This is a genomic window from Bacillus cereus group sp. BfR-BA-01380 (assembly GCF_022663535.1).
Taxonomy (GTDB): Bacteria; Bacillota; Bacilli; order Bacillales; family Bacillaceae_G; genus Bacillus_A; species Bacillus_A cereus_BB.
Genome location: NZ_JAKUFS010000015.1, coordinates 43,291 through 58,120, shown reverse-complemented (window position 1 = coordinate 58,120; position 14,830 = coordinate 43,291). Strand labels below are relative to the sequence as shown.

Genomic DNA, 14,830 nt, shown 5'->3' with positions numbered 1-14,830 from the left:
TTCTGCATAGCAGCGATTTATATGTTGGAAAATCAAAATGGATTTATATATAAAAGAAAAATGATTTTCCCAAAGATTTTATGATTCAATTAAAATACCATCTAGTCATTTGAGAACTTATGCTATAATAGGTATTTGGAACGAAGCAACAATATTTATAGGGGGTAAAGATGTTAAATCACAATAGTTTAAGTTATAAATTTGAACGCTTTCTATTGATTTTTATTATATTACAACCAATTATAGATTTACTTACATCATTTTGCATTTTAGTGCTCAAAGTCGATGCAACGGTTGGAGTGATAACACGCTTATTTGTTATGGCCCTTGGTGGCATTTATATACTTACGCAAGCTCGTATGAAAGAAAATCGAAAATATATTATATATTTACTTGGATTAGGAATTGTCCTTGGATTAGGATTTTTAAATAACAAAATGATTAAGCATCCGATGTTACAAATGGAAGATCTTAAGTTTATTGCAAAGGCATTATATCCATTTGTAATGATAAGTTGTTATATTCTCGTATTCAAGTCATTAAAGATGAAAGAAACAATGCATACAAAGATGAGAAATTCTATAGCATATGCAGCTTTAATTATAAATGTAACTATGGTTGCAGCGATTGTAACTAGAACAGATTATAATAGTTATGATTATTTTAAAGAAGGTTCACGCGGCTGGTTTTTTGCAGGAAATGAACTTGGATCCATTTTAGCGATAATATGTCCAGTTGTTGTTTTGTATTCTATTGAAAAAACAACAAGCTTAGCAAAAAGTTATTTTTGGATTCCGTCTCTTTTAATCATATTTTCACTGTTTGCAATTGGTACAAAGGTAGGAGCTGGAGCTATTGTCTGTACATTTGTTATTGCTATTTTTATGTGCTTTATACAAGCATTTTTACAGCGGAAAGAGCGTAATAAAAAGCCCTATTTATTAAATAGTTTAATTGCAACAGTTATATTTGCAGGAGTAGTAGGATATTTTCCGTTCTCCCCGATATATAAAAATACGAGTATTCATGTTAAAGTGTTTGAAAAAGTACAGCGGGAACAAAAACAACACGATAAACCAGGGGATAATGCAAAAGAGAAAGAAAAAGAGAAACAGGCTGAGACACAAGCTCTCATTTTTAGTGGACGTGAATTATTTACAAAAACGTATGAAGACTTTTATAAACAAGCACCTATGTCTCAGAAATTACTTGGTATGGGGTATGGTGGTAACTTTAAAGAGCCCCCAAAATTAATTGAAAGAGATTTCCATGATTGGTTTTACACATTTGGGGTTATAGGTTTCATTTTCCTTATGATTCCGTTTGTGTATTATGGTTTGAGAATCCTAGTAGCATTAGTAACAAGATTTCGTGAAGTGTTTACGGTCAGGTATGCATTGTTAGTTGCGGGTCTTATGTTAGCATTAGGAATCGCTTATACAGCAGGACATGTGCTGACGGCACCAGGAGTAAGTATTTACTTCGTTGTATTATTAGCATATTTAATCGTTGATTTAGAAATAGAATAATGGAAAAATAAAAGCTAGCATTATGTTAGCTTTTATTTTTTGCTATAGTAAAAAATAAGAAAATATATTAGTGGAGGAAAAAAGATGAAAGTGTTACATATGAATGCTGGAGCAGAAACAGGTGGCGGAAAAACGCATATTATTTCACTTTTGTCGCAATTCCCGAAAGATGCAGTAGAATTAGCGGTATTTGAAGAAGGTGCAATGGCAAGCGAAGCGAGAGCATTAGGGATAAAAGTACACGTTTTTTCACAATCATCTCGTTATGATATATCTATTCTTTCAAAAATACGTTCTTTTATTAATGAAGAAGGTTTTGATATTGTTCATACACACGGTGCAAGAGCCAACTTTTATCTTTCTTTATTAAGAAGAAAGATAAGTGCCAAATGGGTTACAACCATTCACAGTGATCCAACGTTGGATTTCATGAAACATGGTTTAAAAGGGTGGATTTTTACAAAGTTAAATTTACGTTCATTTAAGAGAGTGGATTTATTTTTTGCTATTACAGAACGTTTTAAGATAAATACGGTAACATTAGGTGTACCAGAAGAGAAAATTTGTACAATCTATAACGGAATTGAATATGATCGTACGCCGGCAAAGCCTTATGATTTAAAGGGGCATTTCGGTATACAAGAAGATGTATTTACAGCGATTCAAGTAGCCCGTTTACATCCTGTTAAAGGACATGAAATATTATTTGAAGCGTTGCAAAACATAACAATTCCAAAAATAAAAGTTCTGTTACTTGGTGACGGGCCGATTGAGAATGAGTTAAAAGAAATAGTAAAACAAAAAGGATTAGAAGATAAAGTTCTATTTTTAGGACATCGTGAAGATGCAAAGAATTTATATGCCGCAGCGCATATAAATTTATTAACATCGTATAGTGAAAGTTTCCCCCTTGTTTTACTAGAAGGGGCGAATCAACGTTTAACTTCTATTGCTACAGATGTTGGTGATATGTCACAGCTTATGGTTGATGAAACATATGGATGGATTATTCCAATTGGTGATGCTGCGGCGCTTACTCGTGCGTTAGACGAGGCATATGAAAAGTGGAAAAATGGTGAATTAGTAGAGATGGGTGAGCGTTTGTATACCCATGCGTCTTTTCATTTTTCGTTACGGAAGTTATATGAAAATACGTATGCAGCGTATGAGAAGGTTTTGTCCGGCAGTAATGAATATACAAAATTAAGAAGTTAGGCTAATTATTAATGGGAAAAAGATATTTGAAATAGAGAGGATTGTAAATATGGCAGTGCAAACAGTTGATATTTTAGGCGTGCCCTTTTCAACGATGACAATGGAAGAAACAGTTCGGTATGTAGTGCAGCAGCTGGAAAAGCAACAAGAGAATACATTTCAAGTTGTAACGGCCAATCCTGAAATTGTGATGTGTGCCAAAAGGGATGATGCATTTCATCAAACACTTCTTCAAGTAGATCTCATTACACCAGACGGGATTGGTGTTGTAAAGGCAAGTGGTATGCTTGGAACACCGTTAAAAGAACGTGTGGCAGGTTTTGATTTAATGTGTAATTTATTTGAAACATTATCACAAGAAAAGAAAGCTGTATCTGTCTTTTTACTTGGAGCAAAGCCGCATGTTATAGAAAGAGCTGCTCGAACTTTAACAGAAAGATATTCAGCCGTATCTATTGTTGGAACACAAGACGGATATTTTAAGCAAGAGAAAGAAGAAGAAATTATTGCACGTATTCAAGGAGTGAAGCCAGACATCTTATTGGTTGCACTTGGGTTTCCGAGACAGGAAAACTTTATTCAAAATAATAAACATCGTTTACATGCAAAAATAGCTGTTGGCGTTGGTGGTAGCTTTGATGTTTGGGCCGGAGAAGTAAAGCGTGCTCCAAAATGGATTCAAGCTATTCATTTAGAGTGGTTTTACCGTTTGTGCAGTAATCCAACGCGTTGGCGTCGTCAACTTGTATTAGTTGAATTTTTAAAAGAGGTTGTTCGGTCGAAAAAGTAGCGAAATATTGCTACTTTTTTCTTTTTTTACATCTATTTGTAAGGTTACCTTTTTACAGGGGTATGAACTATATTCATTGGTTCGTCTATGTATGAGGTGTTTTTTTGTGGAAATGATAAGAGTCATATGAGTATGGACGATCCTCACATATAAAGTGAAACTTTAATCAGTGGGGGTTTTCTTCATCCCCCACTGATTATTAGTTGAACCAATCGGGTTTTTACGGGCAGTTTATCTCCCACCTAACTTCTTTGCTTTCGCTGAATTCTGAGGTGGGAGTATTACTGCCCGTTAATGCGGGATAAATTGTTTTACTTATATGATATACATATGTAAAATGTGATGTAAAGACACCTGTATTGAGGAGGGCCTATAGTGGGAAAATTTAAAGAAATCTCGAATCGAAAGCTTCTCGGAATTGCTGGGCTTGGTTGGCTATTTGATGCAATGGATGTTGGGATTCTTTCATTTATTATTGCTGCTTTGCAAAAAGAATGGCAACTTAGTGCACAGCAGATGGGGTGGATTGGTAGTATTAACTCCATCGGAATGGCAGTTGGAGCGCTCGTATTTGGGATATTAGCAGATAAAGTCGGTCGCAAATCTGTTTTTATTATTACATTATTGTTATTTTCCGTTGGAAGCGGGTTAACGGCTTTATCAACAACATTAACTGTATTTCTTATACTTCGTTTTTGTATTGGAATGGGGCTTGGAGGAGAGCTGCCTGTTGCATCGACACTTGTATCCGAAAGTGTTGCAGCGCATGAACGTGGTAAAATCGTTGTTTTATTAGAAAGCTTTTGGGCTGGTGGTTGGCTAATTGCTGCTCTCATTTCATATTTTATTATTCCAACATATGGTTGGCAAACAGCGATGGTTTTAAGTGCACTTCCAGCTTTTTATGCTCTATATTTACGATGGAGTTTACCAGATTCACCGCAATTTCAAAAAGTAAAACAAAAACAATCTGTATTTGCAAATATAAAGGCCGTTTGGTCAGGGGAGCACAGACGAGCGACTATTATGCTTTGGATTTTATGGTTTTGTGTTGTATTTTCATATTATGGGATGTTTCTTTGGCTTCCAAGCGTATTAGTGCTAAAAGGATTTAGTTTAATTAAAAGCTTTCAATATGTGTTGATTATGACATTTGCACAGCTTCCAGGTTATTTTACAGCCGCTTGGTGTATTGAACGCCTTGGCCGGAAGTTTGTGTTAATCACATACTTACTTGGAACGGCATGTAGTGCATATTTATTTGGAGCTGCAGATTCAGTAATTGCCCTAATGATTGCAGGTATGTTGCTTTCATTCTTTAATTTAGGAGCTTGGGGAGCATTATATGCATATACACCAGAGCAGTATCCAACAGTTATTCGTGGCACAGGAGCTGGGATGGCAGCAGCATTTGGACGCATTGGTGGTATTTTAGGACCATTATTAGTGGGTTATCTCGTAGCTATACATGCTTCTCTCTCTTATATTTTTACAATCTTTTGTGCGGCCATTGTAGTAGGTGTTTTTGCTGTACTGGTGCTTGGTAAGGAAACAAAACAACGAGAATTAGTATAATGAAAAGGAAGCTGTATATAGCTTCCTTTTCATTGTTTCCTGACAAAAACATGGTATATTTGATAGAAAAATGGCTTGTAAAAAGGGATTATTTCTAAAAAAGCGAATGTATACAACAAGGCGTATGGACAAAAGGATTAGGTGGTTGGGCAGACATGAAAATTTTAATTGTAAATGAAAGAGAAGAAAATAGAGGTCAATTAATAGACTTTTTCACAGAACATGTAAACAATTTGGAATGCTTTGAAGCGAAAACAGGAATGGAATCATTGCAACTAGCGAAAAAGCATACGCCAGATTTTATTTTTCTAGATACATATTTACCAGATGGAACTGGATTTGAAGTTGCAGGATTGCTGCGCCAATTAACATTAAACACAAAATTTGTATTCACAGGAAATGATATAAAAGATGCGATTATATCATTTCGTTTCCATGCTTTTTATTATTTGTTGCAACCATTTGAACAGGAGGATTTGCAATTTTTATTGCATAGTATTGAGCAAGAAAAAATAAAAAAAGGGAAGAATCGATTGCAAAAGCTTCCTATTGAGAGTCATGAAGGAATTACATATATTTTTCCAGATAATATTGTATATATAAGCAAGAATAAAGAAAATAAAACGGTTTCTATTTATACAAATAATAATCAATATATTTCCACATATACATTACAAGAATTAGAAGGTAAGTTAGCGGCATATGATTTTTTACGTGTGCATAAAAGTTATCTTATTAATGTTATTTATGTGAAAGAATTAAAGCCTTATTATAACGGAACGTATAATCTATATTTGGAAAAGTATGATAATCAGCCAATTCCTGTCAGCCGAAATTATGTAAAACGACTTCGAAATAAAATTGAATTGTAGCAGGTTGTGGAAGATTTTGGACATGTTGAATTAGGAAATATTCATCATAAGGAATATTATTTTTAATTATTCTGAAAATTTAGTACAATTCCCTCTAAGACATAACATGGGAGGGGATTATGTTTGAAAGCATGGAAATCTATTTTACTATGGGGTGTGATTACGGCTTTAGGAGCAGTGGGATTTGCTGTGTTAGCGTTATCTCGCGGTGAAACAATTAATGCGGTTTGGCTGCTTGTTGCTGCTGTTTCTGTATATGCCATTGCGTATCGGTTTTATAGTAAATTTATTGCAAGAAAAGTCTTTGAATTGGACGACAACCGAAAAACACCCGCAGAGCTTTTGAATGATGGGAAAGATTATGTTCCGACAAATAAATGGGTTTTATTTGGACACCATTTTGCTGCAATTGCTGGAGCTGGTCCGTTAGTTGGTCCTATTTTGGCTGCACAGATGGGGTATTTACCAGGAACACTTTGGATTATCGTTGGAGTTGTGTTAGCGGGAGCTGTCCAAGATTTTGTGATTTTGTTCGCATCTATGCGCCGCAACGGGAAGTCACTTGGTGAAATGATTAAGGAAGAGATTGGTCCTGTAACAGGTTTTATTGCAATGATTGGGATCTTGGGCATTATGATTATTTTATTAGCGGTATTAGCTCTTGTTGTGGTAAAAGCGCTTGTAGGGAGTCCGTGGGGAATGTTTACAATTGCAGCAACCATTCCAATTGCGATTTTAATGGGTGTATATATGCGTTACATTCGCCCAGGGCATGTTGGAGAAGGTTCAGTTATCGGTATTATTTTACTTCTTTTATCGATTGTAGCGGGTCAATATGTAGCGGAAAATCCAGCGCTTGCTACTATGTTTACATTTAAAGGTGAAACAATTGCTATTATGCTAGTCATTTATGGATTTATCGCCTCTGCATTGCCTGTTTGGTTATTACTTGCACCGCGTGATTATTTAAGTACGTTTTTAAAGATTGGAACAATTGCTGGTTTAGCGATCGGCATCATAATTGTTGCACCAAATTTACAAATGCCGGCAGTTTCAAAGTTTATTGATGGAACGGGCCCGGTATTCGCAGGAAATTTATTCCCATTTTTATTTATTACAATCGCTTGCGGAGCTGTATCTGGTTTCCATGCGCTTGTTTCTTCTGGTACAACTCCAAAGATGATAGAACGAGAAGGACATGCACGGCCAATTGGTTACGGCGCTATGCTTATGGAATCATTCGTCGCAGCAATGGCAATGATTGCAGCTTGTGTACTAACGCCAGGTACATACTTTGCAATTAATAGTCCACCGGCAGTCATTGGAACGGATGTAACACAGGCAGCGCAAGTAATTAGTTCTTGGGGTTTTACTGTGACGCCAAATGAGTTGAAGGAACTGGCTGTAAGCGTCGGAGAACAAACGATATTATCTCGTACAGGCGGAGCACCGTCGTTCGCGATTGGGATGGCTCATATTTTTTCTCAAGTCATTGGCGGAAAAGCTTTAATGGCATTTTGGTATCACTTTGCAATTTTATTTGAGGCACTCTTTATCTTAACAACAATTGATGCAGGAACGCGTGTTGGTCGGTTTATGATTCAAGATATTTTAGGGCACGTTTATAAACCATTTGCAAAAACAGATTCAATGCTTTCTAATATTGTTGCAACAACGCTTTGTGTACTAGGATGGGGATATTTTTTATATCAAGGGGTAATTGACCCACTTGGCGGTATTAATACGTTATGGCCGCTCTTTGGAATTGCAAATCAAATGTTAGCTGGGATTGCATTATTACTTGGAACGACTGTTTTGTTTAAAATGGGGAAAAAGGCATACGTCTGGGTAACGCTCGTTCCGACAACATGGCTACTGATTGTTACAATGACAGCTGGTTATCAAAAGTTGTTCCATGAAAATCCGAAAATTGGATTCCTCTCTCATGCAAAAGTATTCCAAGGTGCACTAGATAAAGGGAAACTATTAGCACCGGCAAAAAATGTAGGACAAATGAAACAAATTATTCTTAATGATTATATTGATGCGGCGCTTTGTGGAATTTTCATGCTTGTCGTCATCGCGGTACTGATATCGGCTATTAGAATATGGATACAAGTATTGAATAATAAAGCGACGCCTTTAAAAGAAGCAGCGTATGTTCCGCGTGATGGAAGTGAGGCACAGCATTATGCTTAAAACAGTAATTAGTATGTGGAAATATCGAAAACAATTTATTAGTTTGCTTGTTGGTGTACCAAGCTATGAAAAGTATGTTGCGCATATGAAACAATACCATCCAAATGAGCATGTATTATCTCGAAAACAATTTTTTGCTGAAGCGCAAGAAGCAAGATTTAATGCGAAGGGTGGTAAAGTTTCGAGATGTTGTTAGCGAGGTTATAGTGAAAAAAGGGCGAGATTTCGCCCTTTTTTTATTTGAAAGTTTCACGTGAAACATCTAGAAAAAGTGCTTGGGGTCAACTCTAAAAAAATAAAGTCGTCATGTATGACGACTTTATTTTTTATACAAGTTCTTTTCCGGCGCCAAATTTACGATATGCACCGTGATGTGTTGGTCCTACATATTCATTTAATTTGAAAGAATGAAGGATGGCAGCTGTAATAAATTCTTTTGCCACTTGAACGGCTTCTTTTACAGATTTTCCTTTTGCTAGCTCTGCTGTAATTGCAGCAGCATATGTACAACCTGCGCCATGTGTATATGTTGTTTCAATTTTTTCAGATTCTAAAATATCAAATGTTTCTCCATCGTATAATAAATCAATTGCTTTTTCTGTTCCTAGCTTGCTGCCCCCTTTAATAAGTACATATTTAGTTCCTAAAGCATGGATTTTTTCAGCAGCTTGCTTCATATCTTCAAGTGAATTAATTTTGACCCCGCTCAGTTGATACGCTTCAAATAAGTTTGGTGTTACAATTAAAGCTTTTGGAACGAGTTTGTCACGTAAGCAGTCATTTGTTTCTGGATGAAGTGCTTCATCTGCGCCTTTGCATACCATAACTGGGTCTACTACTACGTTTTGTAGATTATGCTTCTCAATTGTTTCAGCAACAAGCTCAATAATTTCAACAGAGCCAAGCATACCTGTTTTTAATGCATCAACGCCAACGCCTTCAATTGTTGTTTCTAATTGTGGTTTTAATGTAGACGCTGGAATTGGGAACACGTTATGTGCCCAACCGTTATGCGGGTCCATTGTTACGATTGTTGTAAGAGCCGTCATACCGTATACACCAAGCTCTTGGAATGTTTTTAAGTCTGCTTGCATACCAGCGCCGCCGCTTGTATCCGATCCAGCAATTGTAAGTGCTTTATTTAATGACATTGTGAAAGCCCCCTCGGGTAATATAATGAAAACTACATTTTTAATTATTATATCAATGTTATGAAGAAGTACAAAGCGAAAAAAGAAAGTAGTTAAATATGTTCTAATTAACAAATCAAACAGTACCAACACTTGTATAGCGGTAGTACTGTTTGGTTATTTTCCTATTTCATCTCTATATCATTTCCGCTTGTTCCTGCCCATTATGATTAGGAAGTGGAAATAGATTACCAATCATTGCAGCTCCAATCATTGGTAACAATAAATTAATTGGGAAGAACATAAGTAATAATAATGTAATAGCGATTGGTTTTCGTACTGCATAGCTTGAAATGGCTGTCGTGACAATGGCTACACAGGCAACTGGATCTAATGGTATGACAGTAGCTAAAGCATATCCAATACTTGCACCAGCAAATATGATTGGAAAAATATGTCCGCCACGCCAACCTGTACTTAAACAGACTGCCGTTACACATAATTTTAAAACTCCTGAAAGAAGCAGCATCCCAAATGATAATGCTGTCCATTCATTGACTAATTCTTTTAATTGATGTTCTCCTGAAAACATTGTATAGGGCAGTAAAGTTCCTGCAATTCCTAAAAGAATGCCACCTATAATTCCTAATGTGACTTTATATTCTTGAAAAGGATGAACGATTTTTTCCAATATATATTCTATCTTGAAATAAAAATAGCCTACACCAGCTCCTATACAAATAAGAGGTAAAAAGGCAAGCCATTCATGGAGCGAAAAAGACCCTTTCCCAAAATTAACAATAAAAGATCCACGATTATCAAACTTACTAAGCAATAAATAAACAGAAAAACCAGCAAAAGTAGTAGCGAGATATACAATCGTCTTTTTTCCTTTGGAAATTTCGTCAATTGGTTTATTCTCATTTTCACTTGGAGCTAAATAACCGAATAATGGTGCATTAAAAATAACACTTAAAGTAGCACCAATCCCAATCTCCGTTAGCCCTTTCACTCCCTTTAAAGCGAAATGAAAACGATCACCAACCCACGTACAAAGTCCACCGATAATTCCAACAAGTGCTGCTTCCGGTCCTAAGCTTGCACCAAATATTAAAACAATAATAGCTGTTAACGTAGATTTATGTACAAAGTGATACTCAATTCTACCTGTTTTCTTATATTCACCCATTACTTCTGGCATTAAACGCGGGTATGTACCAAAGTACTTCTGTGACAGTCCGACAAGAACACCGCCAATCATTGTTACACAAATTGTGTAATAAGGAGGTAATGAAAATTCTTTAGGTAAATACCCCCAAATAAAATGAATTCCAGCATTTGTGGTAACTAAAAATAACCAGACTGTAGCACCAACTATAGAACCTAGAAACATACCGTACATGATAAGTAAAGAATGCATGCCTCTCCTAATCGTCATTCTTTATGCCTCCTTTATGTTATATGGTGTCATGATAACTCTTTTTAACATTTACTATTTGTACCAAAACTTTTTATCCCGCATTAACAGGCAGTAATACTCCCACCTCAAAATTCGGTGAAAGCATTGTCCAGTTCCAGTGGCTAGAATGTTCGGTGGCTTCGCTTCTTCCTGCGAGGTAAAAAACACCTCTACGTCAGAAGCTCCATCCCACCTCACATTCTGGACGAGCCACTTCCACATTTCTTTGTTGTCCAGCTCTAGCGGCTAGAATCTTCGGTCGTTTCTGCCCCCTCGGACGAGGCAAAAAGCGCCTCTCCGCCCTGTGCGTGGGCGCCCTGCGATTCTGAGCGAGCCGCTTCCGTCTTTCTTAAGAAGTTAGGTGGGAGATAAACTGCCCGTAAAAGCCCGATTGGTGAGGGCTGATAATCAGTCGGGGATGAAGAAAACCCCTACTGATTAAAGTTTCACTTTATTTTATAGGATATATGCCTTTTTTAAGATATCTATATTACTCAAAGGCAATGGTTTAACGCATGTCCTCTTTTACACTTTTATGAAAAACTTATTGAAGAGTAATGTATATAAAAGATAGAGAGTTACTTATAGTGTTTAATATTAAAGGGTTTATATGAATTTTATTTGAAATCCATATGAAAAATGTGTAGGAGCACAGTAACATACCTATCAAGTTAAGTTTTGAAAGCATCCCCATAAAGAAAAAATATCACTTTATAATAAGTGATGTGGCAACATTTTTATAAAGTGTAGCGTTGTTAAAAATAGTATTTTTATGGTTACCATAATGAATTAAATATAACTCTTTAATTTTACATAGTAAGTAAAGTTTTTAACATGTATTTTTTGTCTTTAAATAGAACATTTCCTTGGATTTTTCAAATTTAAATCCCTATTTCATTCTATTCATATAATAAATTCATGCATGTGAATAGAATTATTTTAATTTTGATATCTATATTATTTGCGTATCTTGCCAGTGGCGGGTGGTAAAACCTCATTTTAAGGTTTAGAGAAAAGTAAAGAAGATAGGCGGAGAGTCAAAAGTTTGATTGGACAGGTTTTCTATCAGTGAGGGATGAAGAATCCCTCACTGATGGAGGTTTCATCTTATATTATTGACGAATGATCCCTTTGAAAGATCCTTCTAACACTTTTTTACCATTTTGGTTAAAGCATTCTGCCTTTGAAACAGCAATGATTCGATCTGCTTGTTTTTCATGATGAGTAAGTGTGACTTCACATCGAACAGTATCTCCGGTAAAGACTGGGCGTAAGAAAGTAAGCTCCACATCTCTTGCAATAAAATTTAAATCACCGCCAATTTTTGTAGGTAATGTTGCAACGAGTAATCCCTGTACCATTACGCGTCCATGTTCATCTGGAACAACATGATGTTCACCAGCATCACCAGAAATTTTACTGAATAGCTCTACATCTTCTCTCGTAAACGATTTTTCAAAAACTAAAATTTCCCCGACTCTCATTTTATTTATCGCCTCCTCTTGGTTTATGAATGAGTTATCATTCATACCTTCAATTTTACAGAATATTCTTTATTTGGTAAAGCTCGGCGGTAGGTGAAATATTTTTGGAACATTCTGAAAAATGTATTGACAAGAGGAAATAATTTCTATAAAATCATCGGTAATTGTATAAGTCTTATCAAGAATAGGTGGAGGGAACGGGCCCTATGAAACCTTGGCAACAGCCGTAAATCGGAATTGTGCTAAATCCTGCAGGTATTTCCTGAAAGATAAGAAAGGCTAAATGGCGAGCGTTTATCTAAACTGCTTCTTTCTTATTTAGGAAAGAAGCAGTTTTTTATTTTATATAAAAGAAAGGAGTTTGAGAAATGGGAGAATCATGGGGAAAAGGAACGATTTGCGTGCAAGGTGGCTATACGCCGAAAAATGGTGAACCGCGTGTTTTGCCGCTTTATCAAAGTACGACGTATAAATATGACACTTCTGACGATTTAGCGGCTCTCTTTAATTTGGAGGCAGAAGGATATATTTATACGCGTATCGGCAACCCGACACTTGCGGCATTTGAGCAGAAGCTGACAGAGTTAGAGGGCGGTGTTGGTGCGGTTGCAACGGCATCAGGGCAAGCTGCGATTATGCTAGCGGTATTAAATATTTGTAACAGCGGCGATCATTTGCTCTGCTCATCAACGGTATATGGCGGTACATTTAATTTATTTGCAGTTAGTCTTAAGAAGCTTGGGATTGAGGTTACGTTCTTTAATCCAAGCCTATCTGCTGATGAAATTGTTGCCCTCGCAAATGGGAAAACAAAGCTTGTGTATGCGGAATCGCTTGGAAATCCTGCGATGAATGTACTGGATTTTAAAGAGTTTTCTGATGCGGCAAAAGAGCTTGGAATACCGTTTATTGTGGATAATACATTAGCAACACCGTATTTATGTCATGCATTTGAACATGGTGCAAACATTGTTGTTCATTCTACAACGAAATATATTGATGGTCATGCAAGTTCACTTGGCGGCATTGTTATTGATGGGGGGAGTTTTGATTGGAGTAAATTTCCTGAATTTGTTGAACCAGATCCGAGCTATCATGGTGTGAGTTATGTAGAAAAGTTCGGGCAAGCGGCATACATTGTGAAAGCTCGTGTACAGTTATTAAGAGACTATGGGAATTGTATGAGTCCATTCAATGCCTACATGAGCAATATTGGTTTAGAAACGTTGCATCTTCGCATGGAGCGTCATAGTCAAAATGCACTAGCTGTTGCACGGTGGTTATTGCAGCATGAACGCGTTGAGTGGGTTAATTATCCTGGACTTCAAAGTAATGAAAATTATGCATTAGCACAAAAATATTTGCCGAAAGGTGCGAGTGGTGTTTTAACATTTGGAGTAAAAGGAGGTATTGAATCTGCCAAACAGTTTATTAAAGATGTGAAGCTTGCCACGTTGGTCACGCATGTTGCAGATGCAAGAACTTGTGTCATTCATCCTGCAAGCACAACGCATCGTCAGCTTACAGAAGAGCAGCAGCGTTTAGCAGGTGTAACACCTGATTTAATTCGATTATCGATTGGTATTGAAGATGCTGCGGATATTATTGCTGATTTAGGGGCAGCACTTTCTGGAGGAAAACAGTATGCCGATCATCATTGATAAAAATTTACCCGCTCGTAAAGTATTGCAAAGTGAAAATATTTTTGTAATGACGAAAGAACGAGCAGAAACGCAAGATATTCGTGCTTTGAAGCTTGCAATTTTAAATTTAATGCCAACAAAACAAGAAACAGAAACGCAGTTGCTTCGCTTAATTGGAAATACGCCGCTTCAACTCGATGTGCATTTACTTCATATGGAGTCCCATACAGCAAGAAATGTAACGCAGGAGCATTTAACAAGTTTTTATAAGACATTTCGTGATATTGAAGGAGAAAAATTTGACGGGCTCATCATTACCGGTGCTCCGGTTGAAACAATTCCTTTCGAAGAGGTAGATTATTGGGAAGAACTGAAGCGAATCATGGAGTATTCGAATACACATGTCACATCAACGCTGCATATTTGTTGGGGAGCGCAAGCAGGGTTGTATTATCACTATAATATTCCGAAATATCCGCTAGAGCAAAAGATGTTTGGTGTGTTTGAGCATGAAGTGAAGCAGGAGCATGTGAAATTATTACGCGGTTTTGATGAAAGCTTTTTTGCACCGCATTCTCGTCATACAGAAGTTCGTGCATCTGATATTCAAAGCGTACAGGAGCTTAATGTGTTAGCGACATCTGAAGAAGCCGGTGTTCATCTCGTTATGAATAAAGATGGAAAGCATATTTTTGTTCTTGGTCATAGTGAATACAGCTGTGAGACATTAAAGCAAGAATACGAGCGTGATCAGCGAAGAGGATTGGATATTACTATTCCAAAAAATTATTTTAAACATGACAATCCTTTAGAAAAACCAATAGTAAAGTGGCGTAGCCATGGGAATTTACTATTCTCAAATTGGTTGAATTATTATGTGTATCAGGAAACCCCTTATGTTTTGTAAAGGAAGGTGTGCATAACACTTGGTAAC

At 36.6% G+C, this 14,830-nt stretch carries 12 protein-coding genes and 1 riboswitch; of the genes, 9 read left to right on the top strand and 3 right to left on the bottom strand.

Annotated elements, in window-relative coordinates; translation table 11 throughout:
- The first annotated feature begins 170 nt into the window (after window positions 1–170).
- The 7 genes from MR076_RS14985 to MR076_RS14955 all read left to right on the top strand — a co-directional run bounded on the left by MR076_RS14985 (window position 171) and on the right by MR076_RS14955 (window position 8,376).
- Window positions 171–1,529, top strand: coding sequence for an O-antigen ligase family protein (locus MR076_RS14985; RefSeq protein ID WP_242221923.1), 1,359 nt, complete (start codon window positions 171–173; stop codon window positions 1,527–1,529).
- A gap of 84 nt (window positions 1,530–1,613) precedes the next feature.
- Window positions 1,614–2,744, top strand: coding sequence for a glycosyltransferase family 4 protein (locus tag MR076_RS14980; RefSeq protein ID WP_242221921.1), 1,131 nt, complete (start codon window positions 1,614–1,616; stop codon window positions 2,742–2,744).
- A gap of 49 nt (window positions 2,745–2,793) precedes the next feature.
- On the top strand, window positions 2,794–3,534 hold the full coding sequence (locus tag MR076_RS14975; RefSeq protein WP_242221920.1) for a WecB/TagA/CpsF family glycosyltransferase: 741 nt from the start codon (window positions 2,794–2,796) through the stop codon (window positions 3,532–3,534).
- Between the two features lie 375 nt (window positions 3,535–3,909).
- Window positions 3,910–5,109: an MFS transporter gene (locus MR076_RS14970; protein ID WP_242221918.1), complete on the top strand. Its 1,200-nt coding sequence runs from the start codon at window positions 3,910–3,912 to the stop codon at window positions 5,107–5,109.
- 155 nt (window positions 5,110–5,264) lie between these two features.
- A complete protein-coding gene (locus tag MR076_RS14965) occupies window positions 5,265–5,981 on the top strand; it encodes a LytR/AlgR family response regulator transcription factor (protein WP_242221916.1) in 717 nt (238 codons plus the stop codon).
- Window positions 5,982–6,104: 123 nt separating this feature from the next.
- Window positions 6,105–8,180, top strand: a complete 2,076-nt coding sequence (locus tag MR076_RS14960) for a carbon starvation CstA family protein (protein ID WP_242221912.1) — start codon at window positions 6,105–6,107, stop codon at window positions 8,178–8,180.
- Window positions 8,173–8,376: a YbdD/YjiX family protein gene (locus tag MR076_RS14955; RefSeq protein WP_242221910.1), complete on the top strand. Its 204-nt coding sequence runs from the start codon at window positions 8,173–8,175 to the stop codon at window positions 8,374–8,376. Before MR076_RS14960 ends, MR076_RS14955 begins: the two co-directional genes overlap by 8 nt.
- Before the next feature lie 130 nt (window positions 8,377–8,506).
- Here the strand turns inward: MR076_RS14955 and pdxK are convergent, their stop codons facing one another.
- The 3 genes from pdxK to MR076_RS14940 all read right to left on the bottom strand — a co-directional run bounded on the left by pdxK (window position 8,507) and on the right by MR076_RS14940 (window position 12,253).
- On the bottom strand, window positions 8,507–9,331 hold the full coding sequence (gene pdxK, locus MR076_RS14950; RefSeq protein WP_242221908.1) for a pyridoxine/pyridoxal/pyridoxamine kinase: 825 nt from the start codon (window positions 9,329–9,331) through the stop codon (window positions 8,507–8,509).
- Between the two features lie 175 nt (window positions 9,332–9,506).
- Complete coding sequence (locus MR076_RS14945; RefSeq protein WP_242221906.1) at window positions 9,507–10,748, bottom strand: chloride channel protein; 1,242 nt, start codon at window positions 10,746–10,748, stop codon at window positions 9,507–9,509.
- Between the two features lie 1,133 nt (window positions 10,749–11,881).
- Window positions 11,882–12,253: a hotdog family protein gene (locus tag MR076_RS14940; protein WP_242221904.1), complete on the bottom strand. Its 372-nt coding sequence runs from the start codon at window positions 12,251–12,253 to the stop codon at window positions 11,882–11,884.
- Window positions 12,254–12,425: 172 nt separating this feature from the next.
- A riboswitch (SAM riboswitch) is annotated at window positions 12,426–12,529 on the top strand.
- 92 nt (window positions 12,530–12,621) lie between these two features.
- Here MR076_RS14940 and MR076_RS14935 point away from each other — a divergent pair.
- A complete protein-coding gene (locus MR076_RS14935; RefSeq protein WP_242221902.1) occupies window positions 12,622–13,914 on the top strand; it encodes a bifunctional O-acetylhomoserine aminocarboxypropyltransferase/cysteine synthase in 1,293 nt (430 codons plus the stop codon).
- On the top strand, window positions 13,898–14,803 hold the full coding sequence (metA, locus tag MR076_RS14930) for a homoserine O-acetyltransferase MetA (RefSeq protein ID WP_242221900.1): 906 nt from the start codon (window positions 13,898–13,900) through the stop codon (window positions 14,801–14,803). Before MR076_RS14935 ends, metA begins: the two co-directional genes overlap by 17 nt.
- The last annotated feature ends 27 nt before the right edge of the window (window positions 14,804–14,830 follow it).

Bases quoted from the DNA above. Each gene is read 5' to 3' on its own strand.
- MR076_RS14945 (WP_242221906.1), bottom strand. From the start codon at position 10,748: ATGACGATTAGGAGAGGCATGCATTCTTTACTTATCATGTACGGTATG.
- pdxK (WP_242221908.1), bottom strand. From the start codon at position 9,331: ATGTCATTAAATAAAGCACTTACAATTGCTGGATCGGATACAAGCGGC.
- metA (WP_242221900.1), top strand. From the start codon at position 13,898: ATGCCGATCATCATTGATAAAAATTTACCCGCTCGTAAAGTATTGCAA.
- MR076_RS14955 (WP_242221910.1), top strand. From the start codon at position 8,173: ATGCTTAAAACAGTAATTAGTATGTGGAAATATCGAAAACAATTTATT.
- MR076_RS14980 (WP_242221921.1), top strand. From the start codon at position 1,614: ATGAAAGTGTTACATATGAATGCTGGAGCAGAAACAGGTGGCGGAAAA.
- MR076_RS14975 (WP_242221920.1), top strand. From the start codon at position 2,794: ATGGCAGTGCAAACAGTTGATATTTTAGGCGTGCCCTTTTCAACGATG.
- MR076_RS14935 (WP_242221902.1), top strand. From the start codon at position 12,622: ATGGGAGAATCATGGGGAAAAGGAACGATTTGCGTGCAAGGTGGCTAT.
- MR076_RS14985 (WP_242221923.1), top strand. From the start codon at position 171: ATGTTAAATCACAATAGTTTAAGTTATAAATTTGAACGCTTTCTATTG.
- MR076_RS14965 (WP_242221916.1), top strand. From the start codon at position 5,265: ATGAAAATTTTAATTGTAAATGAAAGAGAAGAAAATAGAGGTCAATTA.
- MR076_RS14940 (WP_242221904.1), bottom strand. From the start codon at position 12,253: ATGAGAGTCGGGGAAATTTTAGTTTTTGAAAAATCGTTTACGAGAGAA.